The sequence below is a fragment of the Paracoccus litorisediminis genome (assembly GCF_009711205.1).
Classification (GTDB): domain Bacteria; phylum Pseudomonadota; class Alphaproteobacteria; order Rhodobacterales; family Rhodobacteraceae; genus Paracoccus; species Paracoccus litorisediminis.
In genome coordinates this window covers 622,754-645,562 of sequence record NZ_WMIG01000001.1, presented here as the reverse complement: position 1 = coordinate 645,562, position 22,809 = coordinate 622,754, and the positions used below count along the sequence as shown (strand labels likewise).

Below are 22,809 nucleotides of genomic sequence, written 5' to 3'. Positions count from 1 at the left end.
GAAAGATCATGGCTGAGTTTTGGGCCTCATCCTACGGTTTCGCGCTGATCTTGCTTTTGCAGGGTCTGGCAGTCATTGCCTTTGTCATGGGCTCGCTGATCTTCATGGTCTATGGCGACCGTAAGATCTGGGCCGCCGTGCAGATGCGCCGTGGTCCGAACGTGGTCGGTCCCTGGGGCCTGCTGCAGACCTTTGCCGACGCGCTGAAATACATCGTCAAGGAAATCGTGATCCCGGCCGGGGCGGACAAGTTCGTCTTCTTCCTGGCCCCGTTCCTGTCGATGATGCTGGCGCTGTTCGCCTTTGTCGTGATCCCCTTCGACGAGGGCTGGGTCATGGCCAATATCAACGTGGGCATCCTGTTCGTGTTCGCCGCGTCCTCGCTTGAGGTTTACGGCTCGATCATGGGCGGCTGGGCTTCGAACTCGAAATACCCGTTCCTTGCGTCGCTGCGTTCGGCCGCACAGATGATTTCCTACGAAGTCTCGATGGGCCTGATCATCATCGGCATCATCATCTCGACCGGGTCGATGAACCTGACCGAGATCGTGCATGCGCAGAAGGGCGACTGGGGTCTGCTGAACTGGTACTTCCTGCCGCACCTGCCGATGGTCGTGCTGTTCTTTGTCTCGGCGCTGGCCGAAACGAACCGCCCGCCCTTCGACTTGGCGGAAGCTGAATCGGAACTGGTCGCGGGCCACATGGTCGAATATTCGTCCACGCCCTACCTGCTGTTCATGGCCGGTGAATATATCGCCATCTACCTGATGTGCGCGCTGCTTTCGCTGCTGTTCTTCGGCGGCTGGCTGTCGCCGGTCCCGTTCATCGCCGACGGCTGGTGGTGGATGGTCATCAAGATGTGGTTCTGGTTCTACATGTTCGCGATGGTGAAGGCGATCGTGCCGCGCTACCGCTACGACCAGCTGATGCGTATCGGCTGGAAGGTGTTCCTGCCGCTGTCGCTGGGTTGGGTTGTGCTGATCGCGATCCTTGCCCGTTACGAAGTCTTCGGCGGCTTCTGGGCCCGCTGGGCGATCGGAGGATAACATGTCTTCCAACAAGCTAGCCGAGGCATTCGCCACAGCCAGTGAGACCGACAAGATCGAACTGGCCCATTTCCTCGCCAATAATCTTGACACGGCGGAGCATGCGAAGGACGGCGCGCGGGTGCGCGAGTATGTCGCCGCATTCGACCGCTTCGCGGCACCCAGAAAAGGGGAGCATTTCTGATGGCCTTCGATTTCGCGCGGGCGACCAAATATTTCCTGATGTGGGATTTCATCAAGGGTTTCGGCCTGGGCATGCGCTATTTCGTGTCGCCCAAGCCGACGCTGAACTACCCGCATGAAAAGGGCCCGATTTCGCCGCGTTTCCGCGGTGAACACGCCCTGCGCCGCTACCCGAACGGGGAAGAACGCTGCATCGCCTGCAAGCTGTGCGAAGCGGTCTGCCCGGCTCAGGCCATCACCATCGATGCCGAACCGCGCGAGGACGGCTCGCGCCGCACCACGCGCTACGACATCGACATGACGAAATGCATCTATTGCGGCTTCTGTCAGGAAGCCTGCCCGGTCGATGCCATCGTCGAAGGCCCGAACTTCGAATACGCGACCGAAACCCGCGAAGAGCTTTTCTATGACAAGGAAAAGCTGCTGGCCAATGGCGAGCGCTGGGAATCGGAAATCGCGCGCAACCTGCAACTGGATGCGCCCTACAGATGACCGACGCGTTCACCAAGCTTTTCGCGCAGATGATGGCATCTAGCCAGGAAATGGCGCGGGCGTGGAATCCCGCGCTCGAACATTTCGACATGCGCGCGATGGAAAAGCTGGTGCCCGTCATGCCGGCGGACATGCTTGAGCTGTGGTTCGGCAAGACTTTCAACCGTGAGGGGCTGGACGCCAAGACGCGTCTGCTTCTGACAATCGGCGCGATTACCGTTCAGGGCGCGCTGGCCGAGCCGCAACTGCGTCTGACCATCCGTCAGGCGCTTGCGACCGGCGCCACCAAACGCGAGATCGCCGAGACGATCTTTCAGATGAGCATGTTCGGCGGGCTGCCTGCGATGCAGAAGGCGCTCGAGATCGCCCAGAGCGTCTATGCCGAGGAGGACGAGGAATGATGACCTTCGCTTTCTACCTGTTTGCGATCAGTGCCTGCGTCGCAGGCTTCATGGTCGTGATCAGCCGCAACCCGGTTCACTCGGTGCTGTGGCTTATCCTTGCCTTCCTTTCCGCGTCGGGCCTGTTCGTCCTGCAAGGGGCGGAATTCGTCGCCATGCTGCTGATCGTCGTCTATGTCGGCGCGGTGGCGGTGCTGTTCCTGTTCGTGGTGATGATGCTTGACGTCGATTTCGCCGCGCTCAGGGGGGAACTGGCGCGCTATCTGCCGCTGGCCTTGCTGATCGGTATCGTGCTGCTGGCGCAGCTGGGCATCGCCTTCTCGGGCTGGACCCCGGCCGAGATCGCCGAAAGCCAGCGTGTCGCCCCCATCGTCGAGGGCGTGCAGAACACCAAAGGTCTGGGCATGCTGATCTATGATCGCTACCTGCTGAACTTCCAGATCGCAGGCCTGATCCTGCTGGTCGCGATGATCGGGGCGATCCTGCTGACCATGCGCCACCGCCGCGACATCAAGCGCCAGAACGTGCTGGAGCAGATGTGGCGCGACCCGGCCAAGACCATGGAAATGAAAGACGTGAAGCCGGGGCAGGGGCTGTAAGCCCGCACCTCGCGCGAACCTTAGCCAATCGGGACCGCCACAGGGCGGTCCATCCAGCGAACGGATTTTTCAACGGGCGAAGGCCCGGAGGGACCACGAAGATGATCGGATTGACACATTATCTTGTCGTAGGGGCGATACTTTTCGTCACCGGCATTTTCGGGATCTTCGTGAACCGAAAGAACGTCATCGTCATCCTGATGTCGATCGAACTGATGCTGCTGGCGGTGAATATCAACTTCGTCGCCTTCTCGACCCATATGGGCGATCTGGTGGGGCAGGTCTTCACCATGTTCATCCTGACGGTCGCTGCCGCCGAGGCCGCCATCGGCCTTGCAATCCTCGTGGTCTTCTTCCGCAACCGCGGCACGATCGCGGTGGAAGACGTCAACGTGATGAAGGGTTAAGACGGCATGGAAAAGATCGTCCTCTTCGCGCCCCTGCTGGCCTCGATTATCGCGGGCTTCGGCTGGCGGCTGATCGGCGAGAAAGCCGCGCAATATCTTACCACAGGGGTTCTGTTCCTGTGCTGCCTGCTGAGCTGGGTGCTGTTCCTGGGCTTCGACGGCGTGCCGCGCCACATCCCGGTCATGGACTGGGTTGTGTCGGGTGATTTCGTCACCGAATGGTCGATCCGTCTGGACCGGCTGACCGCGATCATGCTGATCGTGGTGACCACGGTTTCGGCGCTGGTCCACATGTATTCGCTGGGCTACATGGCCCATGACGACAACTGGGACCACCACCACGAGCATTACAAGGCGCGCTTCTTTGCGTACCTGTCGTTCTTCACCTTCGCCATGCTGATGCTGGTGACGGCGGATAACCTGCTGCAGATGTTCTTCGGCTGGGAGGGCGTCGGTGTCGCCTCGTACCTGCTGATCGGCTTCTACTACAAAAAGGAAAGCGCGAACGCCGCTGCGATGAAGGCGTTCATCGTCAACCGCGTCGGTGACTTCGGCTTCCTGCTGGGCATCTTTGGCCTGTACTGGCTGACCGGCTCGATCCATTTCGACGCCATCTTCCAGCAAGTGCCGGAAATCGCCCAGACCAACATGCATTTCCTGTGGCGCGAGTGGAACGCAGCGAACCTGCTGGGCTTCCTTCTGTTCGTCGGCGCGATGGGCAAGTCGGCGCAGCTTCTGCTGCACACCTGGCTGCCGGACGCGATGGAAGGCCCGACCCCGGTTTCGGCGCTGATCCACGCCGCAACCATGGTGACCGCGGGCGTGTTCCTGGTCTGCCGGATGTCGCCGCTGTATGAATTCGCCCCGGATGCGAAGAACTTCATCGTGATCGTCGGTGCGACCACCGCCTTCTTCGCAGCGACGGTTGGTCTGGTGCAGAACGACATCAAGCGCGTCATCGCCTATTCGACCTGTTCGCAGCTGGGCTACATGTTCGTGGCCGCGGGCGTCGGCGTCTATTCGGCCGCCATGTTCCACCTGCTGACCCACGCCTTCTTCAAGGCGATGCTGTTCCTTGGTGCCGGCTCGGTCATCCACGCGATGCATCACGAACAGGACATGCGGAACTACGGCAACCTGCGCAAAAAGATCCCGTTGACCTTCTGGGCGATGATGATCGGCACCTTCGCGATCACCGGCGTCGGCATTCCGCTGACCCATATCGGCTTCGCAGGCTTCCTGTCGAAAGACGCGATCATCGAAAGCGCCTGGGCTGGCAACAGCTACGCCTTCTGGATGCTGGTCATCGCGGCCTGCTTCACCAGCTTCTATTCGTGGCGCCTGATTTTCCTGACCTTCTTCGGCAAGGAACGCGGCGATCACCATGCGCATGAACATGCCCATGAAAGCCCGGCCATCATGACCATTCCGCTGGGCGTTCTGGCCATCGGCGCGGTCTTTGCCGGTATGGTCTGGTTCGGTCCGTTCTTTGGCGACCACCACAAGGTCACCAGCTTCTTCCACATCCCCGGCGCGCATGAGACGACCGAGGGTGAGGCGGCCCCGGCCGAGCACGGCACGGCCCCGGTCGAGCATGTCGCGACCGAGACCGCTACGGCTGAACACGCAGCACCTGCTGCCCCGGCTGCTACCGCGACCGAACATGCCGCCCCGGCTGCCGAGGGTGAGCATGCCGCAACCACCGCCCATGAAGTCGCAGCCCCGGTCGGTGGCGCGATCTACATGGCGCCCGACAACCACATCATGGACGAGGCGCACCACGCCCCGGCCTGGGTGAAGGTCTCGCCCTTCATCGCGATGCTTCTGGGTCTGTTCACGGCGTGGATCTTCTATATCCGCAGCCCGGAGATTCCGGCCAAACTGGCAAAGGCCCAGCCCGCGCTTTACCAGTTCCTGCTGAACAAGTGGTACTTCGACGAAATCTACAACTTCATCTTCGTCCGCCCGGCGCTGTGCCTTGGCCGTCTCCTTTGGAAAAAGGGCGACGGGGCCACGATCGACGGGGCGATCAACGGGGTTGCCATGGGGATCATCCCGCGCCTGACGCGCGCGGCGGTCCGGGTGCAATCGGGCTATCTGTTCCACTACGCCTTCGCCATGGTCGTCGGCATCGTGGGCTTGCTGATCTGGGTGATGATGCGGGGCGCGCACTGATATGACGAACCTTCTTTCCATCATCACCTTCCTGCCCATCGTTGCGGCAGGGATCATGGCTCTGTTCCTGCGCGGTCAGGACGAGGCCGCCGCGCGCAATGCCAAATGGCTTGCGCTGCTGGCGACGACGGCCACCTTCCTGATCTCGCTTTTCGTTCTGTTCGGGTTTGATCCGGCCAATACCGGCTTCCAGTTCGTCGAGGACAAGGCCTGGATCATGGGCCTGCGCTACAAGATGGGCGTGGACGGGATCTCGGTCCTGTTCGTCCTGCTGACCACCTTCATGATGCCTCTGACCATCCTTTCGTGCTGGACGGTCGACACGAAGGTCAAGGAATACATGATCGCCTTCCTCGTGCTGGAAGGTCTGATGATCGGCGTGTTCACCGCGCTGGATCTGGTCCTGTTCTACCTGTTCTTCGAGGCCGGCCTGATCCCGATGTTCCTGATCATCGGCATCTGGGGTGGCAAGGACCGCATCTATGCGTCCTTCAAGTTCTTCCTTTATACCTTCCTCGGCTCGGTGCTGATGTTGGTCGCGATGATCGCCATGTATCGCATGGCGGGCACCACCGACATTCCGACGCTGCTGACCTTCGACTTCCCGCATGAAACCTTCCGCCTGCTGGGCGTGACGGTGATCGGCGGCATGCAGATGCTGCTGTTCCTGGCCTTCTTTGCCAGCTTCGCGGTCAAGATGCCGATGTGGCCGGTCCATACCTGGCTGCCCGACGCGCACGTTCAGGCACCGACCGCCGGTTCGGTCCTGCTGGCCGCGGTTCTGCTGAAGATGGGTGGCTACGGCTTCCTGCGCTTCAGCCTGCCGATGTTCCCGGTCGCCTCCGACATCATGCAGCCGGTGGTGTTCTGGATGTCGGCGATCGCCGTCGTCTACACCTCGCTGGTCGCACTGGCGCAGTCGGACATGAAGAAGGTCATCGCCTATTCCTCTGTCGCCCACATGGGCTACGTGACCATGGGGATCTTTGCGGCGAACCAGGTCGGTGTCGATGGCGCGATCTTCCAGATGCTGTCCCACGGCTTCATCTCGGGCGCGCTGTTCCTTTGCGTCGGCGTCATCTATGACCGCATGCACACCCGCGAGATCGACGCCTATGGCGGGCTGGTCAACCGGATGCCGGCCTATGCCGCCGTGTTCATGTTCTTCACCATGGCGAACGTGGGCCTGCCCGGCACCTCGGGCTTTGTCGGCGAATTCCTGACGCTGCTGGGGACGTTCCGCGCGAATACCTGGGTGGCGCTGGTCGCGGCCTCGGGCGTGATCTTCTCTGCGGCCTATGCGCTGTGGCTGTATCGCCGCGTGACGCTGGGCCAGCTGCTGAAGGAAAGCCTGAAGTCGATCACCGACATGACCCCGCGCGAGCGCTGGATCTTTGTGCCGCTGATCGCGATGACGCTGATCCTGGGTGTGTATCCGCGCCTTGTGACCGATGTGACCGGCCCGGCTGTCGCCGCGCTGCTCAATGACTACAACCAAAGCCAGCCGGTGGTGGAAACCGCCGCGGCTGCGACAAGCCACTAGGGGGCGGACATGACCTCGCTCGATTTCACGACCATTCTGCCCGAGGCGCTGCTGGCAGCCTATGCGCTGGCCGCCCTCATGGTCGGAGCCTATCTCGGCAAGGACAAGCTGGCCCGGACGCTGCTCTGGACCACGGTCGCGGCCTTCCTGATCGTCGCCGCCATGGTGGGTCTGGGTGGCCGTCCCGATGCGCAGGCCTTCTACGGCATGTTCACCGATGACGGCTTCTCGCGCTTTGCCAAGGTGGTGATGCTGGTTTCGGCCGCCGCCGTCCTTGCGATGAGCGTCGATTACCTCGAACGCCGCCGCATGCTGCGCTTCGAATTCCCGATCGTGGTGACGCTGTCGGTCATCGGCATGATGCTGATGGTCTCGGCGGGCGACCTGCTGACCCTGTATATGGGCCTTGAGCTGCAATCGCTGGCGCTTTACGTGATCGCCGCGATGCGCAAGGACTCGGTGCGTTCGTCGGAAGCCGGTCTGAAATACTTCGTTCTGGGCTCGCTGTCCTCCGGCCTGCTGCTTTACGGCGCCTCGCTGGTCTATGGCTTCTCGGGCACGACCAATTTCAGCGGCATCATCAACGCGGTGCAATCCGGCCACCTGTCGCTGGGCGTGCTGTTCGGTCTGGTGTTCATGCTGGTCGGCCTGTCCTTCAAGGTGTCGGCGGTTCCGTTCCACATGTGGACCCCGGACGTCTATGAAGGCTCGCCCACGCCGGTCACCGCCTTCTTCGCCACCGCCCCCAAGGTTGCGGCGATGGGTCTGATCGCGCGTCTGGTCTTTGACGCCTTCGGTCAGGTCATCGGCGACTGGAGCCAGATCGTCGCGGCGCTGGCTGTGCTGTCGATGTTCCTGGGTTCGATCGCCGGTATCGGCCAGACCAATGTCAAACGCCTGATGGCCTATTCCTCGATCGCCCATATGGGCTTTGCGCTGGTTGGCCTTGCCTCGGGTTCGACGCTGGGCGTGCAGGCGATGCTGATCTACATGACCATCTATGCGGTGATGAATGTCGGCACCTTCGCCTTCATCCTGTCGCTGGAGCGTGACGGCACGCCGGTCACCGATCTGGCCTCGCTGAACCGTTTCGCCTGGACCGACCCGGCCAAGGGTCTGGCCATGCTGGTGCTGATGTTCAGCCTTGCCGGTGTGCCGCCGACCTTGGGCTTCTTTGCCAAGTTCGGCGTGCTGAATGCGGCGGTTGATGCGGGCATGGGCTGGCTGGCGGTGCTGGGCGTGATCGCCTCGGTCATCGGCGCCTTCTATTACCTGCGTATCGTCTACTACATGTATTTCGGTTCCGAGACCGACGGTGTGACCAGCCGCATGAGCGCCGTCCAGTACCTGGCGCTGATGATCCCGGCTGCAGCCATGCTGTTCGGCGCGATCAACATGCTGGGTGTCGATGTCGCTGCAGGCCGCGCCGCCGAGGCTCTGGTCGGCCACACCGCCGAGATTGCCCCGACTACCGCCCCCGAAACGCTGCCGGCCGAGCCCGAACGCGTTGAGTGATACCTGGCCCGAGGGCGTGGGCCGGCATGTGCTGGCCCGCACCGACAGCACGAATAGCGAGGCGCTGCGCCTTGCACCGTCGCTGAGCGGTCCGGCCTGGATCATGGCACATCAGCAGGCGGCCGCACGCGGTCGCCGCGGACGAGAATGGGTGATGCCGGCGGGTAACTTCGCCGGCACGCTTTTCTTGCGGCCCAAGGGCGGTCCCGCTGCCGCCGCGCAGATTTCCTTTGTCGCCGCCTTGGCCCTGCATGACGCGCTTGGCGATGCCTGCGGTCCTTCGGCGCGGCTTTCGATCAAATGGCCCAATGACGTGCTGCTGAATGGCGGCAAGGTCGCGGGCATCCTGCTGGAAAGCGCGGGCTCGGGGAATGACCTGACCGGGCTTGCCGTCGGCATCGGCGTGAACCTTGCCGCCGCTCCGGATCGGGGCGCGGTCGAGCCGCATGCCGTCACCCCGGTTTCCGTGCTGGGCGAGACCGGCTTTGCCGTCAGCGCCGAAGAATTCCTTGATCTGCTTGCCCCGCATTTCGCGCGATGGTTGGCGCAGATGGACACTTACGGCTTCGCGCCGATCCGCAACGCTTGGCTGTCCCGCGCCGCCCGTCTGGGCGAGACGATCATCGCCCGCACCGGCGCGACCCAGACGCAGGGCGTCTTTGAGGGCATCGACCAGACCGGCGCGCTGGTCCTGAACACTCCGTCCGGCCGGCAGATCCTGCCCGCGGCGGATGTCTATTTCGGAGTCTGAGCAATGCTGCTCTGCATCGATACCGGGAACACGAACACCGTCTTCTCGGTCTGGGATGGTGAGCGTTTCCGCGCCCTGTGGCGGATCGCGACCGACCACCGCCGTACGGCGGATGAATATTTCGTCTGGCTGTCGACGCTGATGACGTTGCAGAAGCTGGATCTGAACATCACCGACTGCATCATCAGCGCCACCGCGCCGCGCGTTGTCTTCAACCTGCGTGTGCTGTGTAACCGCTATTTCGACACGCGCCCGCTGGTCGTGGGCAAGCCCGACTGCCTGCTGCCGGTCGCGCCGCGCGTCGATCAGGGCACGACCGTCGGTCCCGACCGGCTGGTGAACACGGTCGGCGCATTCGACCGCCACGGGCCGGACCTGATCGTGGTCGATTTTGGAACTGCCACCACATTCGATGTGGTCGATACGGACGGCGCCTATGTCGGCGGCGTGATTTCTCCGGGCGTGAACCTCTCGCTCGAAGCTTTGCATATGGGTGCGGCCAGTCTTCCGCATGTCGACGTGACGATGCCCATGAAGGTCATCGGCACCAATACCGTTGCCTGCATTCAGTCAGGCATTTTCTGGGGCTATATCGGCCTTGTGCAGGGGATCGTCGAAAAGATCCGGCAGGAACGCGGGAGGGCGATGAAGGTCATCGCCACCGGCGGACTTGCGCCGTTGTTCGATCAGGGTTTTGATCTGTTCGACGCGATCGAGGATGACCTGACCATGCACGGCCTACGCCTGATCCACGATTATAACAAGGAGATGGCCCATGGCTGAACGCCTGATCTATCTGCCGCTGGGCGGCGCGGGCGAAATCGGCATGAACGCCTATGTCTATGGCTACGGCGAACCGGGCAAGGAACGCCTGATCGTCGTCGACCTGGGCGTGACCTTCGGCGACATGGACACCGCACCCGGCATCGACCTGATCATGGCCGATGTCGCCTGGCTTGAGGAGAACCGCCACCGTATCGAGGCGATCTTCATCACCCACGCGCATGAGGACCATGTCGGCGCGCTTGGCCTGCTGTGGGGCAAGGTCCAGAAGCCGATCCATTGCCGCCGCTTCACCGGTGCCATCGCGCGCCTGAAGATGGAGGAGATGGGCCAGCCCATCGACCAGATCCACATCCACGCCCCGCGCCCCGAGGTCATCACCGCCGGGCCGTTCCAGGTGCAATTCGTGCCGGTCAGCCACTCGATCCCGGAAAGCTCGGCGCTGGTCATCGACACGCCCGCTGGCCGCATCGTCCATACCGGCGACTTCAAGCTGGACGGCACCCCCGTGGTGGGTGAGCGCTTCGACCCGATCCTGTGGCGCGAGATCGCGCGCGAGGGTGATGGGGTCAAGGTTCTGACCTGCGATTCCACCAACATCTTCTCGACCCATCCCGGCCGGTCCGAGGCCGTGCTGGCCAACCCGATCCTCGACTGGGTGATGGCCCAGCCGCAGTTGGTCGTGGCCACCACCTTTGCCAGCAACGTCGCCCGTCTGATGACCCTGGCCGAGGCCGCCATCGCCTCGGGGCGCAAGATCTGCCTGCTGGGCCGCGCCATGCGCCGTATGGTCACGGTGGCGATCGAAACCGGCATTCTGGACCGCTTCCCGCCGGTGGTCAGCCCCGAGGAAGCCGCCGAGATGCCGCGTGACAAGGTCATGCTGATCGTCACCGGCAGTCAGGGCGAACGCCGCGCCGCCAGCGCGCAACTGTCGCGGGGCCGTTATCTGGGCATCCAGCTGAAGGAAGGGGACAGCTTCCTGTTCTCGTCCCGCACCATCCCCGGCAACGAACGCGGCGTGATCCGCATCCAGAACCAGCTGAGCGAGCTGGGCGTTGATCTTTATGACGCCGATGACGGGCTGTATCACGTCTCGGGCCATGCCAACCGCCCCGATATCGAGGCCGTGCATGACCTGATCAAGCCGCAGATGGTCATCCCGATGCATGGCGAGCACATGCATCTGCGTGAGCATATGAAGCTGGCGGAATCGCGCGGCATCGCCTCGATGGTGGTGACGAACGGGATGATGGTGGATCTGGCCGGGAAAGCCCCCCGCGTGGTCGACCAGATCGATACCGGACGGCTGTATCTGGACGGCACGGTGCTGATCGGTGCGATGGACGGCGTGGTCCGCGACCGTATCCGCATGGCGCTGAACGGCAAGGTCATGGTCTCGGTCATCGTGGACGAGGATGACAGCCCGCTGCCCGACGCTTGGGTTGAACTGTCCGGCCTGCCCGAAACCGGCCGCGCGGGCGTTCCGCTGGCCGGGAATATCGAAAGCGAGCTGGCCGAGTTCCTCGAACGCGCCGATGACCGCACGGTGATGGATGACGACCGGCTTGAGGAAGCCATCCGCAAGATCACCCGTCAGGTCTCGATGGAAGAGATCGGCAAGAAGCCCGAAGTTCAGGTGATCATTTCGCGACTCGCTGCGGAATGACTTGACGTCGCGCCGCGCCCTTCATATGGGCGCGGCATGACCGAATTCGATCCGAATCCCCCGCGCCGCAATTTCTATGGCCGTCGTCACGGCAAGACCCTGCGGCAAAGCCAGAAGGGCTACCTGTCCGAGGACCTCGGGACATTGCGTCCGCGTGGCATCACCGTGCAGGACAATCCCGACCGCGCGCCGGTTTCGCCGGCCTCGATCTTTGGCGATGACCGCCCGGTCTGGCTGGAAGTAGGCTTCGGCGGCGGCGAGCACATGGTCCACATGGCCGCCCGCTACCCGGAAATCGGCATCATCGGCTGCGAGCCCTTCATCAATGGCGTCGCCATGTTGCTGGGCAAGATCCGCGCCGCGGGCGTGGAAAATGTCAGCGTCCATCCCGGCGATGCGCGCGATCTGATGGATGTGTTCCCGGAAAACTCGGTCGACAAGGCCTTCCTGAACTATCCGGACCCTTGGCCGAAGGCGCGCCACCACCGGCGCCGCTTCGTGACGCCGGAGCACCTGATCCCGCTTGCCCGCGTGATGAAACCCGGTGCCGAGTTCCGCGTGGCCAGCGACATTCCCGACTACATCCGCCAGACGCGCGAGGAAGTGCCGCCCGCGGGCTTCGACCTGATCCATGACAGCGCCGAGCCTTGGGACGACTGGCTGTCGACGCGCTACGAACAAAAGGCGCTGCGCGAGGGTCGCGTGCCGCATTACGTGACCTTCCGCCGCCAAGGCTGAAGGGCAGGGGCGGAATCTGTCGGGGGCTGATTGCAAGCGGCCCCCGTGACCGCTATCACCTTGCGCGACAAGCCAAGGGGGCCCTCCATGTCACATTCCGCCGAACCGCTTCCGATGACCTCCCGCCGCTCGGGTCCGCTGAAGGGCGAGGCCAAGGTTCCCGGCGACAAGTCGATCAGCCACCGCGCGCTGATCCTTGGCGCGCTGTCGGTGGGCGAAACCCATATCACCGGCCTTCTGGAAGGGCAGGACGTTCTGGACACCGCCAAGGCCATGCAGGCATTCGGTGCGCAGGTCGAGCGTCTGGGTGAGGGCGAGTGGAAGGTCAATGGCGTCGGCGTCGGCGGCTTCTCCGAGCCCGAAGGCGTGATCGATTGCGGCAATTCCGGCACCGGCGTGCGCCTGATCATGGGCGCGATGGCGACAAGCCCGATCACCGCGACCTTTACCGGTGACGCCAGCCTGTCGCGCCGCCCGATGGGCCGCGTCACCGACCCGCTGGAGCTGTTCGGCTGTGAAGTGACCGCGCGCGAAGGCAAGCGCCTGCCCGTGACCATCAAGGGCGCGGCCGAATCCGTCCCGGTGCGCTACAAAACCCCGGTAGCAAGTGCCCAGATCAAATCCGCCGTGCTGCTGGCCGGGCTGAATGCGCCGGGCCAGACGGTGGTCATCGAATCCGAACCGACCCGTGACCATACCGAGCGCATGCTGGCCGGTTTCGGCGCGACCATCACCACCGAGGTAACGGATGAGGGGCGTGTGATCACCCTGACCGGCCGCCCCGAGCTGAAACCCCAACCCGTTGCCGTGCCGCGCGACCCTTCCAGCGCGGCCTTTCCGGTCGCGGCGGCGCTGATCGTGCCCGGATCGGAAATCCGCGTTCCGGGCGTCAGCCGCAACCCGACCCGCGACGGGCTTTACGTCACGCTGCTGGAAATGGGCGCGGACATCACCTTTGAAAACCCGCGCGAAGAGGGCGGCGAGCCGGTCGCCGACCTGCTGGTTCGCCACGGGCCGCTGAAAGGCGTGACCGTTCCGCCCGAGCGCGCCGCCAGCATGATCGACGAATTCCCGATCCTGTCGGTCATCGCCTGCTTCGCGACCGGCACGACCGTGATGCAGGGCGTCCATGAGCTGCGCGTCAAGGAAAGCGACCGGATCGAGGCCATGGCCACCGGCCTGCGCGCAAACGGTGCCTCGGTCGAGGAAACTCAGGACACCATGACCGTTCATGGCTCCGGCGGGCTACGTGGCGGCGCCAACGCCGTCACCCATCTGGATCACCGCATTGCCATGTCCTTCCTTGTCGCGGGCCTTGCCTCGGAGCAGCCGGTCAGTGTTGACGATGGCAGCCCGATCGCGACCTCGTTCCCCGACTTCCTGCCGCTGATGAAGGCGCTTGGCGCGGATATCGCGTAAGGTCGAAAGCCCGCGACTGTCGAACTGCCAGGAATGGGTATTTAGGAAACGGTGAAATCCCTTGGGGTCTCACCGTTTTCAAATCGCCAGACCCTAAGCTGCGCAGGGAGCGTCCCTAGCCGGTCTTGGCAATGGCGGGATAGCCGATTGTGGCCAGCGTCGCGCGGATCTCGTCGAGGATGGCGGGGTCGTCGATTGTTGCCGGAGGTTTGAAATCCAGCCCGTCGGCCATCCTGGTCATCGTCGCCCGCAGGATCTTGCCCGAGCGGGTCTTGGGCAGGCGCTTGACCACGCAGGCCGAACGAAATGCCGCGACCGGGCCGATACGCTCGCGGACCAGTTTCACCACCTCGGAAACCAGTTGCTCATCGGGGATATTCACACCTGACTTGAGGCAGAGCAGCCCCAGCGGGATCTGACCGCGTAGTGGGTCTGCCGCACCAATCACTGCGCATTCGGCGACGGCGGGGTGGCTGGCAAGGACTTCCTCGATCGCGCCGGTGGACAGGCGGTGCCCGGCGACATTGATCACGTCATCGGTGCGGGCCATGACGTAAAGGTAGCCGTCCCGGTCGAGATAGCCCGCATCTCCGGTTTCATAATAGCCGGGGAAGTGGTCGAGATAGCTTTTGCGGAAGCGCTCGTCGGCGTTCCACAGCGTCGGCAGGGTGCCGGGTGGCAATGGCAGGCGGATGGCGATGGCGCCCAGCGTCTCGGGTGGAACGGGGTTGCCGCCCTCATCCAGCACGCTGATGTCATAGCCGGGCATCGGGACCGAGGGGCTGCCGGGTTTGATCGGCAGCGGCTCGATCCCCAGCGGGTTTGCGGCGATCGGCCAGCCGGTTTCGGTCTGCCACCAATGATCGATCACCGGCACGCCCAGATGTTCCTGCGCCCACATGACCGTATCCGGGTCGGCGCGTTCGCCGGCCAGGAACAGGGCCTGCAGATCGTGCAGCTTGTAGCGCTTGATCCATTTCCCTTCCGGGTCCTCGCGGCGGATGGCGCGCAGCGCGGTGGGGGCGGTGAAGAAGCTTTTGATGCGGTGGTTCTGGATCGTACGCCAGTAGACGCCGGGATGGGGCGTGCCGACGGGCTTGCCTTCAAAGACGACAGTGGTGGCCCCGGCCAGAAGCGGGCCATAGCAGATATAGCTGTGGCCGACGACCCAGCCGACATCCGAGGCGGCCCAGAAACGGTCTCCGGCCTCGATATTGTAGACGTTCTTCATCGACCATTGTAGCGCGACCAGATGGCCCGCCGTGTGGCGCACGACGCCTTTGGGCTGGCCGGTCGTGCCCGAAGTGTAAAGGATATAGGCGGGGTGGTTGCCCTCGACCGGGACACATTCGGCGGGGCGGACGCCGTATTGGAAGCCGTGCCAGTTGAAATCGCGGCCCTCGACCAGCTTGGCAACCTCTTGTTCGCGCTGGAAGATGACGCAGAATTCGGGCTTGTGGCTGGCAAGGTCGATGGCCGCGTCCAGCAGCGGCTTGTAATGGACGACGCGCTCGGGTTCCAACCCGCAGGAGGCCGCGATCATCGCCTTGGGCGTGCAGTCGTCGATGCGGACCGCCAGTTCATGCGCGGCAAAGCCGCCGAAAACCACCGAATGGATCGCCCCCAGCCGCGCACAGGCCAGCATGGCGACCACCGCTTCGGGGATCATCGGCATGTAGATGATGACGCGGTCGCCCTTTTCGACGCCGCGCATGCGCAGCGCCCCGGCCAGCGAGGCCACGCGGTCCTGCAACTGGCGAAAGGTGATGCCCTTGGTCGAAAGCGTGACCGGACTGTCATGCATGATCGCGACCTGATCGCCGCGACCGGCCAGAACATGGCGGTCCACTGCGTTCCAGCAGGCGTTCACCATCCCATCCGAGAACCATTCATAGAACGGGGCATTTTCGTCGAAGAGCGCCTTTGAGGGCTTTTTGACCCAGTCGATCGCCTCGGCAGCCTGCATCCAGAACCCTTCCGGGTCGGCCTGCCAACCGGCATAGATGTCCTGATACCCCATTCCTGCTCTCCTCCCAAAGACGGGAAGAGAGTTGCGCGTCAGGATCGGTCGGGCAAGGTTCTTGATGGGTTTGGCGGATCGCTTTGCTGCGGCGATCCGCCGCAGGGCTTAGCCGTAATGGCCGACCGGGGTGCCAGCCAGAACGCTCATGTTCAGCAGGCCACGGGTGGTGACCGATTGGGTGACGATATGGGCCTTGTTGCCCATGCCCATCAGGATCGGGCCGACCTCAAGACCGTCCGCCTTCATCTTGAGCGCGTTGCGCACCCCCGAAGCCGCGTCGGTATTGGCAAAGACCAGCACGTTGGCCGCGCCTTCAAGCCGCGAATGCGGCATCAGCCGTTCGCGCACCGAAGGGTCAAGCGCCGCATCCATGTGCATTTCACCCTCAACCACGAAATCCAGCCCCTTGGCGTCAAGGATCGCCATGGCCTCGCGCATGCGCTTGCCGGTTTCGGTGTCCAGATTGCCGAATTGCGAATGACAGCAAAGCGCGATCTTGGGCGTCAGGCCGAAGCGGCGGACATGGCGGGCTGCGCCAAGGGTGATTTCGGCGAGTTGCTGGGGATCGGGGGTGTGGTGAACCTGCGTATCGGCAATGAACAGCGGCCCATCCTCAAGGATCATCAGCGACAGCGCGCCATGCGGGCGCAGCCCGTCGCGTGCCAGCACCTGATTGATGTAGTTCAGGTGCCAGTGATACTGCCCGAAAGTGCCGCAGATCAGGCTGTCGGCCTCGCCACGATGGACCATGACCGCGCCGATGGCGGTGGTGTTGGTGCGCATGATGGCGCGGGCGACCTCGGGGGTCACACCGCGGCGGGCCATCAATTCGTGGTAAGTGCCCCAGTAATCGCGGTAGCGCGGGTCGTTTTCGGGGTTCACGATCTCGAAATCGCGGCCGGGGCGGATCGGCAGGCCAGCACGTTCGGCGCGCATCTCGATGACTTCCGGGCGACCGATCAGGATCGGCGCGTCGGTGGTTTCCTCAATCATGGCATTGGCGGCGCGCAGCACGCGTTCGTCCTCGCCTTCGGCAAAGACGATGCGGCGGTTCACGGTGGCCGCGGCCTCAAAGACCGGGCGCATGATCATGGCCGAGCGGAAGACCGAGCCGTCCAGCTTGCGCTTATAGGCGTTCACGTCATCCAGCGGGCGGGTGGCGACGCCGGTTTCCATCGCGGCCTTGGCGACGGCGGTGGACACCACGCCGATCAGGCGCGGGTCGAAGGGCTTGGGGATCAGGTAATCGGGGCCGAAGCTGAGCGTTTCGCCGCGATAAGCCATGGCGGCCTCGGCCGAGGTCGTCGCACGGGCCAGCGCCGCGATGCCCTCGATGCAGGCCAGCTGCATTTCGTCATTGATCGTGGTTGCACCGACATCCAGCGCACCGCGGAAGATGAAGGGGAAGCACAGGACGTTGTTGACCTGGTTCGGGTAATCGCTGCGACCGGTGGCGATGATCGCGTCGGGGGCGACGCTCCGCACATCCTCGGGCAGGATTTCCGGGGTGGGGTTCGCCAGGGCAAAGACGATCGGGCGCTTGGACATCTTGGCGACCATCTCGGGCGTCAGCACGCCGGGGCCGGACAGGCCAAGGAACAGGTCCGCGTCGCCGATCACGTCATCCAGCGTGCGCAGATCGCTTTTCTGAGCGTATTCGGCCTTTTGCGGGGTCATCTGCTCGGTCCGGCCTTCGTAGACGAGGCCGGCGATGTCGCAGAGCCAGACGTTCTCGCGCCGGACGCCCAGTTTCAGCAGCATGTTCAGGCAGGCGATGCCCGCCGCGCCGCCGCCGGTCGAGACGACCTTGATATCCTCGAAGGACTTGCCCGCGATGCGCAGGGCATTGGTCGCAGCCGCGCCGACGACGATGGCGGTGCCGTGCTGGTCGTCATGGAAGACCGGGATATTCATCCGCTCGCGGCAGATCTTTTCCACGATGAAGCAATCGGGGGCCTTGATGTCTTCAAGGTTGATCGCGCCAAAGCTGGGCTCCATCGCGCAGACGATCTCGGCCAGCTTTTCCGGGTCGGGCTGGTCCAGTTCGATGTCGAAACAATCGATATTGGCGAATTTCTTGAAGAGGACGGCCTTGCCTTCCATCACCGGCTTCGAGGCCAGCGCCCCGATATTGCCAAGGCCCAGAACGGCGGTGCCGTTCGAAACCACGGCGACCAGATTGCCGCGTGCGGTATAGCGCGCCGCGGTCGAGGGATCGGCCTTGATTTCCAGGCAGGCTTCGGCGACGCCCGGCGAATAGGCCCGGCTGAGGTCGCGTCCATTGGCAAGCGGTTTGGTGGCGCGCACCTCAAGTTTTCCCGGGCGGGGAAACTCGTGGTAATCCAGCGCGGCCTGCCGTGCATTGTCCTGCCTGCGTTCTTCCATGATGCGACCTCCTCTCAAGATGGTTCAGCGTTAAACTAATTTTGACGCGACGAACAGGGGGCGCGTCCGAATGGCTTGGACTTGCAACACCCCGAGGCCGGGCGCAATGATGAAGGGGCGAATGACGGCTATGTGAAAAGGTGCGGAAGTGACGCTTCTGGATGCGGCGCGCGACGTGCGCGAACGGGCCTATGCGCCCTATTCGAAATTCAAGGTGGGCGCGGCCATTCGCGGGACCTCGGGGCAGGTCTATCGTGGCTGCAATGTTGAAAACGTGGCCTATCCCGAAGGCACCTGTGCCGAGGCCGGGGCCATCGCCCTGATGGTCGCCAGTGGCGAGACCGAGCTGATCGAGGTCGCGGTGATTGCCGACAGCCCCAGCCCGGTGCCGCCCTGCGGCGGCTGCCGCCAGAAGCTGGCCGAGTTCGGCAAGCCCGACACACCGGTGCTGCTGGCGACCACCTCGGGGGTGACGCTTTCGACCACCATCGGCGAACTTCTGCCGGGGCGCTTCGACATCAGCCACATGTCGGGCATCGAATGAGCCAAAGCGATCCGCGTCCGGTGATTGCGGGGGTCCGCGACGGGCGCGGGCTGGACGACCACGGCGCGGCGCTGATCGCACGCGGGCTGGCCGATGGTTCGGTCAGCGATGCGCAGGCCGGGGCATTCGCCATGGCCGCGCTGCTGGCCGGTCTGGGCGAGGGGGGGCGGGTCGCGCTGACCCGCGCCATGCGCGATTCTGGGCGGGTGCTGCGCTGGGATCTGCCCGGCCCGGTGGTCGACAAGCATTCGACCGGGGGCATCGGCGACACGGTCAGCCTGATCCTTGCGCCGATCGTCGCCGCCTGCGGGGCTTACGTTCCGATGATCTCCGGGCGGGGTCTGGGCCATACCGGGGGGACGCTGGACAAGCTGGAGGCCATTCCCGATTTCCGCACGCAACTGTCCGAGGATGAATTTCGCCGGACCGTCGCTGCGACCGGTTGCGCCATTGTCGCGGCGGGCCGCGATCTGGCCCCCGCCGATGCGCGGCTTTACGCGATCCGGGATGAGACGGCGACAGTTGGGTCCATCGACCTGATCACCGCCTCGATCCTGTCCAAGAAGCTGGCGGCGGGGCTGGACGGGCTGGTGCTGGACGTAAAGCAGGGCTCGGGCGCGTTCCTGCGCAGTCCCGAGGCCGCGCTGGAACTGGCCCGCGCGCTGGTCGAGACCGCGAATGGCGCAGGCTGCCGGACGATGGCCTATATCACCGACATGGATCAGCCCCTGGCCCGCGCCGCCGGCAATGCGCTGGAACTGCGCGAGGCGATTGCCGTCCTGAAAGGCGCGAGGGGCGCGCTGGTGGAACTGTCGCTGGACCTGTCCGTTGCCTGCCTTGCGATGGCCGACCTTGAGGGGGCGGGGCAGGCCTTGGCCTCGGGTCACGCGGCGGAACGCTTTGCCCGCATGGTCGTGGCGCAGGGCGGGCCCACAGACCTGCTGGAGCGCCCCGAGGCCCATCTGCCCGACGCCCCGGTGATCCTGCCGATTCCTGCGCGGGGCCGCGTTGCCGCCATCGACACGCAGGCCTTGGGCCATGTCGTTGTGGCCCTTGGCGGTGGGCGGTTGCATGCGGGCGATCGCATCGATCCCCGCGTTGGTCTTGCGGATCTGTTGCGTATCGGCGAAGAGGCGGGCCCTGACCGCCCCTTGGGCTTTGTCCATGCCGCGACAATGTCCGCGGCCGAGGCGGCCATCGCCAGCGTGCAGTCCGCCTATCTGATGGGGGACGGCCCCGCACCCGGCCCATTGATCCGCTGCGAGGTTTCGCCCGAATGACCACCCCGACCCAGACCCGCGCCTTTCTGATCGTGATGGATTCCGTCGGCATCGGTGGCGCGCCGGATGCCGCGCGCTTTTTCAACGGCCATGTCCCCGATATCGGCGCGAATACCTTGGCCCATATCGCGCAGGCCCGCCCGCTGCACATGCCGCATCTGGACGCTCTGGGGTTGGGGGCGGCGGTGCGATTGGCCAGCGGGCAGGATGCCCCCGGCCTTGGGGCTGAGCCGCAGGGCCTGTGGGGCGCCGCAAGCGAGGTTTCCCCCGGTAAGGACACGCCTTCGGGTCATTGGGAATTGTCGGGCGTGCCGGTGCCATGGGACTGGCATTATTTCCCCGACACCCGCCCCAGCTTTCCCGCCGATCTGACCGCGCGGATCGCGCAGGCGGCGGGGACGGACGGCATTCTGGGTGATGAACATGCCTCGGGAACCGAGATCATTGCCCGCCTGGGCGAAGAACATCTGCGGACCGGCTGGCCGATCTGCTACACCTCGGCCGACAGCGTCTTGCAGATCGCGGCACATGAGGAGGCATTCGGTCTGGAGCGGCTCTACCAGCTGTGTCAGGACGTGGCGGCGATGGTGCATCCGATGCGGGTGGGCCGGGTCATCGCCCGGCCGTTCCTTGGTGCGGATGGGCAGTTCAGCCGCACCCCCAACCGCCGCGATTACGCTATCTCTGCGCCCGGTCAGACCATTCTGGATGCGGCGCAAGCGGCGGGCCGCGTGACCCATGCCATCGGCAAGATCGGCGACATCTTCTCGCATCGCGGAATCAGCCACCTGCATAAGGGCAAGTCCGACGCCGATCTGGCTAAGCATCTGATCCGTCTGGCGGATGAGGCTCAGCCGGGCAGCCTGACATTTGCCAATTTCGTCGAATTCGACAGCCTTTACGGCCATCGCCGCGACATTCAGGGCTATGCCAATGCGCTGGAATGGTTCGACACCGTCGCCGGGCAGTTCATCGACCGGCTGCGTCCCGGCGACCTTGCGATCTTCACCGCCGATCACGGCAACGATCCCAGTTGGATCGGCACCGACCACACGCGCGAACGTGTCCCGGTGCTGGGTTGGGGCATGGGCCCGCGCGCCATCGGACAGGTGGATTTCGTCGATATCGCGGCCTCGGTCGCGGATCATCTTGGCCTTGCTGCCGTCGGACCCGGAAAGTCGTTCCTATGAAGTCGCTGAAAAAGGTCGAACTGCACCTGCATCTGGAAGGCGCGGCCCCGCCTGCCTTCATTCGCGGTCTGGCGCGCGAACATCACACCGATCTGAGCGGCATGTTCGACGATCAGGGCCGCTACCATTATCGCGGCTTCAATGACTTCCTGCGCGTCTACGAGGCCGCGACCAGCGTCGTGCGCGGCCCTGCCGATTACGCCCGTCTGCTGTCCGCCGTGCTGAACGAATGCGGAGAACAGGGCGCGATCTATGTCGAGCTGTTCGTCTCGCCCGAATTCTGCGGCGACGCGGACCTTTCCGCATGGCGCGACCATCTGGGTGCGATGGAGGAGGTGGCGAAGGCCTATGCGCTTTCGGGCGTCGAAAGCCGTGCCATCCTGACCTGCATCCGCCATTACGGGCCCGACCGCGCGAAAAAGACCGCGATCTGCGCCGCGGAGACCGCTGGCGGCTGGGTCGCAGGCCTTGGTTTGGCCGGGGCTGAGGATCTGGGCGAGCCCAAGGATTTTGCCTGGTCCTTCGACTGCGCGCGCGAGGCAGGTCTGGGCCTGACCGCCCATGCCGGGGAATGGCGCGGGCCGGAATCGGTGCGTGGCGTCCTGGATCTGGGCGTGACCCGGATCGGCCACGGCATCCGCGCCATCGAAGATCCGGCGCTGGTCCGCGATCTGGCCGAGCGTGAAATCACGCTGGAGGTCTGCCCCGGCTCGAATGTCGCATTGGGTGTCGTGCGCGACTGGGCTAGTCACCCGATCGCGCGGCTGGCCGATGCCGGAGTGCGCGTCACCGTCTCGACCGACGATCCGCCGTTTTTCCACACCACGCTTTCGCGTGAATACGACATGCTCGCAGACCGGTTCGGCTGGGCGGAAACAGAATTCCGCCAGATGAACCTTTGGGCCGCCGAGGCCGCCTTCTGCGACAATGAAACCAGGGACCGCCTGAAACAGGAGCTTTCATGACCCAACAGCATCTGACCGTCGTCGACCATCCGCTTGTCCAGCACAAGCTGACGCTCATGCGCGACAAGACCACCTCGACCGCCAGCTTCCGCCGCCTTCTGCGCGAGATCAGCCTGCTTCTGGCCTATGAGGTCACGCGCGAACTGGAGATGACCAGCGTCACCATCGAGACGCCCTTGCAGGAAATGCAGGCCCCGCTGCTTGAGGGGAAAAAGCTGGCGCTGATCTCGATCCTGCGGGCCGGGAACGGGCTGATGGACGGAATTCTTGAATTGATCCCGGCGGCGCGCGTGGGCTTCATCGGCCTTTACCGCGACCCCGAGACGCTGCAGCCGGTCGAATATTACTGCAAGGTTCCCAAGCAGTTGGACGCGCGCATGACCATCGTTGTCGATCCGATGCTGGCCACCGGAAATTCCTCGGTCGCGGCCATCGACATGCTGAAGAAGGAAGGGGCCAAGAACATCCGCTTCCTGTGCCTGCTGGCCTCGCCCGAGGGTGTGGCGCGCATGAAGGAAGCCCATCCCGATGTGCCGATCGTCACCGCCTCGCTGGATGAGCGGCTGGACGATCACGGCTATATCGTGCCAGGTCTGGGCGATGCCGGCGACCGCATGTTCGGCACGAAATGAGGCCGCGTTAACCGCATCTTCAGCCCTGCCGTCGTATCCCCTTTGCGCAAGGGCTGATCGGGGGCAGGG

The 22,809-nt window shown here is 64.0% G+C and carries 21 protein-coding genes; 19 read left to right on the top strand and 2 right to left on the bottom strand.

Going from position 1 to position 22,809, the window contains the following annotated elements; all coding sequences use genetic code 11:
* Window positions 1-8 precede the first annotated feature (8 nt).
* The 14 genes from nuoH (at window position 9) to aroA (ending at window position 13,721) form a co-directional block, all read left to right on the top strand.
* A complete protein-coding gene (gene nuoH / locus GL300_RS03275; protein WP_155038127.1) occupies window positions 9-1,046 on the top strand; it encodes an NADH-quinone oxidoreductase subunit NuoH in 1,038 nt (345 codons plus the stop codon).
* A 1-nt stretch (window position 1,047) separates the two neighbouring features.
* The gene (locus tag GL300_RS03270; RefSeq protein WP_155038126.1) at window positions 1,048-1,230 is read left to right on the top strand and encodes a hypothetical protein; all 183 of its coding nucleotides are present in this window, start codon (window positions 1,048-1,050) and stop codon (window positions 1,228-1,230) included.
* Entirely contained in the window at window positions 1,230-1,721 is a 492-nt protein-coding gene (nuoI, locus tag GL300_RS03265; protein WP_134678826.1) for an NADH-quinone oxidoreductase subunit NuoI, read from the top strand. The genes GL300_RS03270 and nuoI overlap by 1 nt, the downstream gene beginning before the upstream one ends.
* Window positions 1,718-2,122, top strand: coding sequence for a carboxymuconolactone decarboxylase family protein (locus tag GL300_RS03260; protein ID WP_155038125.1), 405 nt, complete (start codon window positions 1,718-1,720; stop codon window positions 2,120-2,122). Before nuoI ends, GL300_RS03260 begins: the two co-directional genes overlap by 4 nt.
* Complete coding sequence (locus tag GL300_RS03255; protein ID WP_155038124.1) at window positions 2,119-2,721, top strand: NADH-quinone oxidoreductase subunit J; 603 nt, start codon at window positions 2,119-2,121, stop codon at window positions 2,719-2,721. Before GL300_RS03260 ends, GL300_RS03255 begins: the two co-directional genes overlap by 4 nt.
* A gap of 101 nt (window positions 2,722-2,822) precedes the next feature.
* Window positions 2,823-3,128 (top strand): NADH-quinone oxidoreductase subunit NuoK, encoded by a 306-nt coding sequence (gene nuoK / locus GL300_RS03250; protein WP_155038123.1) that lies wholly within the window; start codon window positions 2,823-2,825, stop codon window positions 3,126-3,128.
* A gap of 6 nt (window positions 3,129-3,134) precedes the next feature.
* On the top strand, window positions 3,135-5,303 hold the full coding sequence (gene nuoL / locus GL300_RS03245; RefSeq protein WP_155038122.1) for an NADH-quinone oxidoreductase subunit L: 2,169 nt from the start codon (window positions 3,135-3,137) through the stop codon (window positions 5,301-5,303).
* Window position 5,304: 1 nt separating this feature from the next.
* Window positions 5,305-6,846, top strand: a complete 1,542-nt coding sequence (locus tag GL300_RS03240; RefSeq protein ID WP_155038121.1) for an NADH-quinone oxidoreductase subunit M — start codon at window positions 5,305-5,307, stop codon at window positions 6,844-6,846.
* A gap of 9 nt (window positions 6,847-6,855) precedes the next feature.
* Window positions 6,856-8,361, top strand: coding sequence for an NADH-quinone oxidoreductase subunit NuoN (nuoN, locus tag GL300_RS03235; protein WP_155038120.1), 1,506 nt, complete (start codon window positions 6,856-6,858; stop codon window positions 8,359-8,361).
* The gene (locus GL300_RS03230) at window positions 8,354-9,112 is read left to right on the top strand and encodes a biotin--[acetyl-CoA-carboxylase] ligase (protein ID WP_211594938.1); all 759 of its coding nucleotides are present in this window, start codon (window positions 8,354-8,356) and stop codon (window positions 9,110-9,112) included. The genes nuoN and GL300_RS03230 overlap by 8 nt, the downstream gene beginning before the upstream one ends.
* Window positions 9,113-9,115: 3 nt before the next feature.
* On the top strand, window positions 9,116-9,895 hold the full coding sequence (locus GL300_RS03225; protein WP_155038118.1) for a type III pantothenate kinase: 780 nt from the start codon (window positions 9,116-9,118) through the stop codon (window positions 9,893-9,895).
* Entirely contained in the window at window positions 9,888-11,564 is a 1,677-nt protein-coding gene (locus GL300_RS03220; protein ID WP_155038117.1) for a ribonuclease J, read from the top strand. Before GL300_RS03225 ends, GL300_RS03220 begins: the two co-directional genes overlap by 8 nt.
* Before the next feature lie 36 nt (window positions 11,565-11,600).
* Complete coding sequence (trmB, locus tag GL300_RS03215; protein WP_155038116.1) at window positions 11,601-12,302, top strand: tRNA (guanine(46)-N(7))-methyltransferase TrmB; 702 nt, start codon at window positions 11,601-11,603, stop codon at window positions 12,300-12,302.
* A gap of 87 nt (window positions 12,303-12,389) precedes the next feature.
* Complete coding sequence (gene aroA, locus GL300_RS03210; protein WP_155038115.1) at window positions 12,390-13,721, top strand: 3-phosphoshikimate 1-carboxyvinyltransferase; 1,332 nt, start codon at window positions 12,390-12,392, stop codon at window positions 13,719-13,721.
* A gap of 115 nt (window positions 13,722-13,836) precedes the next feature.
* Here the strand turns inward: aroA and GL300_RS03205 are convergent, their stop codons facing one another.
* A complete protein-coding gene (locus GL300_RS03205) occupies window positions 13,837-15,741 on the bottom strand; it encodes a propionyl-CoA synthetase (RefSeq protein ID WP_155038114.1) in 1,905 nt (634 codons plus the stop codon).
* A gap of 108 nt (window positions 15,742-15,849) precedes the next feature.
* A complete protein-coding gene (locus tag GL300_RS03200) occupies window positions 15,850-18,129 on the bottom strand; it encodes an NADP-dependent malic enzyme (protein ID WP_155038113.1) in 2,280 nt (759 codons plus the stop codon).
* A 148-nt stretch (window positions 18,130-18,277) separates the two neighbouring features.
* Here GL300_RS03200 and GL300_RS03195 point away from each other — a divergent pair, with 148 nt between their 5' ends.
* Genes GL300_RS03195 through upp form a run of 5 tightly spaced genes read left to right on the top strand, consistent with a single transcriptional unit; the run spans window position 18,278 to window position 22,740 of the window.
* Window positions 18,278-18,673, top strand: coding sequence for a cytidine deaminase (locus GL300_RS03195; RefSeq protein WP_192335443.1), 396 nt, complete (start codon window positions 18,278-18,280; stop codon window positions 18,671-18,673).
* On the top strand, window positions 18,670-19,953 hold the full coding sequence (locus GL300_RS03190) for a thymidine phosphorylase (RefSeq protein WP_155038112.1): 1,284 nt from the start codon (window positions 18,670-18,672) through the stop codon (window positions 19,951-19,953). The genes GL300_RS03195 and GL300_RS03190 overlap by 4 nt, the downstream gene beginning before the upstream one ends.
* A complete protein-coding gene (locus GL300_RS03185; RefSeq protein ID WP_155038111.1) occupies window positions 19,950-21,143 on the top strand; it encodes a phosphopentomutase in 1,194 nt (397 codons plus the stop codon). Before GL300_RS03190 ends, GL300_RS03185 begins: the two co-directional genes overlap by 4 nt.
* Window positions 21,140-22,108 (top strand): adenosine deaminase, encoded by a 969-nt coding sequence (locus GL300_RS03180; protein ID WP_155038110.1) that lies wholly within the window; start codon window positions 21,140-21,142, stop codon window positions 22,106-22,108. The genes GL300_RS03185 and GL300_RS03180 overlap by 4 nt, the downstream gene beginning before the upstream one ends.
* Window positions 22,105-22,740, top strand: coding sequence for a uracil phosphoribosyltransferase (upp, locus tag GL300_RS03175; RefSeq protein ID WP_155038109.1), 636 nt, complete (start codon window positions 22,105-22,107; stop codon window positions 22,738-22,740). Before GL300_RS03180 ends, upp begins: the two co-directional genes overlap by 4 nt.
* Window positions 22,741-22,809 lie beyond the last annotated feature (69 nt).

What these genes read in the sequence shown, in the direction of transcription:
- nuoH (WP_155038127.1), top strand. Translation starts at nt 9, where the DNA reads ATGGCTGAGTTTTGGGCCTCATCCTACGGTTTCGCGCTGATCTTGCTT.
- GL300_RS03270 (WP_155038126.1), top strand. Translation starts at nt 1,048, where the DNA reads ATGTCTTCCAACAAGCTAGCCGAGGCATTCGCCACAGCCAGTGAGACC.
- nuoI (WP_134678826.1), top strand. Translation starts at nt 1,230, where the DNA reads ATGGCCTTCGATTTCGCGCGGGCGACCAAATATTTCCTGATGTGGGAT.
- GL300_RS03260 (WP_155038125.1), top strand. Translation starts at nt 1,718, where the DNA reads ATGACCGACGCGTTCACCAAGCTTTTCGCGCAGATGATGGCATCTAGC.
- GL300_RS03255 (WP_155038124.1), top strand. Translation starts at nt 2,119, where the DNA reads ATGATGACCTTCGCTTTCTACCTGTTTGCGATCAGTGCCTGCGTCGCA.
- nuoK (WP_155038123.1), top strand. Translation starts at nt 2,823, where the DNA reads ATGATCGGATTGACACATTATCTTGTCGTAGGGGCGATACTTTTCGTC.
- nuoL (WP_155038122.1), top strand. Translation starts at nt 3,135, where the DNA reads ATGGAAAAGATCGTCCTCTTCGCGCCCCTGCTGGCCTCGATTATCGCG.
- GL300_RS03240 (WP_155038121.1), top strand. Translation starts at nt 5,305, where the DNA reads ATGACGAACCTTCTTTCCATCATCACCTTCCTGCCCATCGTTGCGGCA.
- nuoN (WP_155038120.1), top strand. Translation starts at nt 6,856, where the DNA reads ATGACCTCGCTCGATTTCACGACCATTCTGCCCGAGGCGCTGCTGGCA.
- GL300_RS03225 (WP_155038118.1), top strand. Translation starts at nt 9,116, where the DNA reads ATGCTGCTCTGCATCGATACCGGGAACACGAACACCGTCTTCTCGGTC.
- GL300_RS03220 (WP_155038117.1), top strand. Translation starts at nt 9,888, where the DNA reads ATGGCTGAACGCCTGATCTATCTGCCGCTGGGCGGCGCGGGCGAAATC.
- trmB (WP_155038116.1), top strand. Translation starts at nt 11,601, where the DNA reads ATGACCGAATTCGATCCGAATCCCCCGCGCCGCAATTTCTATGGCCGT.
- aroA (WP_155038115.1), top strand. Translation starts at nt 12,390, where the DNA reads ATGTCACATTCCGCCGAACCGCTTCCGATGACCTCCCGCCGCTCGGGT.
- GL300_RS03205 (WP_155038114.1), bottom strand. Translation starts at nt 15,741, where the DNA reads ATGGGGTATCAGGACATCTATGCCGGTTGGCAGGCCGACCCGGAAGGG.
- GL300_RS03200 (WP_155038113.1), bottom strand. Translation starts at nt 18,129, where the DNA reads ATGGAAGAACGCAGGCAGGACAATGCACGGCAGGCCGCGCTGGATTAC.
- GL300_RS03190 (WP_155038112.1), top strand. Translation starts at nt 18,670, where the DNA reads ATGAGCCAAAGCGATCCGCGTCCGGTGATTGCGGGGGTCCGCGACGGG.
- GL300_RS03185 (WP_155038111.1), top strand. Translation starts at nt 19,950, where the DNA reads ATGACCACCCCGACCCAGACCCGCGCCTTTCTGATCGTGATGGATTCC.
- GL300_RS03180 (WP_155038110.1), top strand. Translation starts at nt 21,140, where the DNA reads ATGAAGTCGCTGAAAAAGGTCGAACTGCACCTGCATCTGGAAGGCGCG.
- upp (WP_155038109.1), top strand. Translation starts at nt 22,105, where the DNA reads ATGACCCAACAGCATCTGACCGTCGTCGACCATCCGCTTGTCCAGCAC.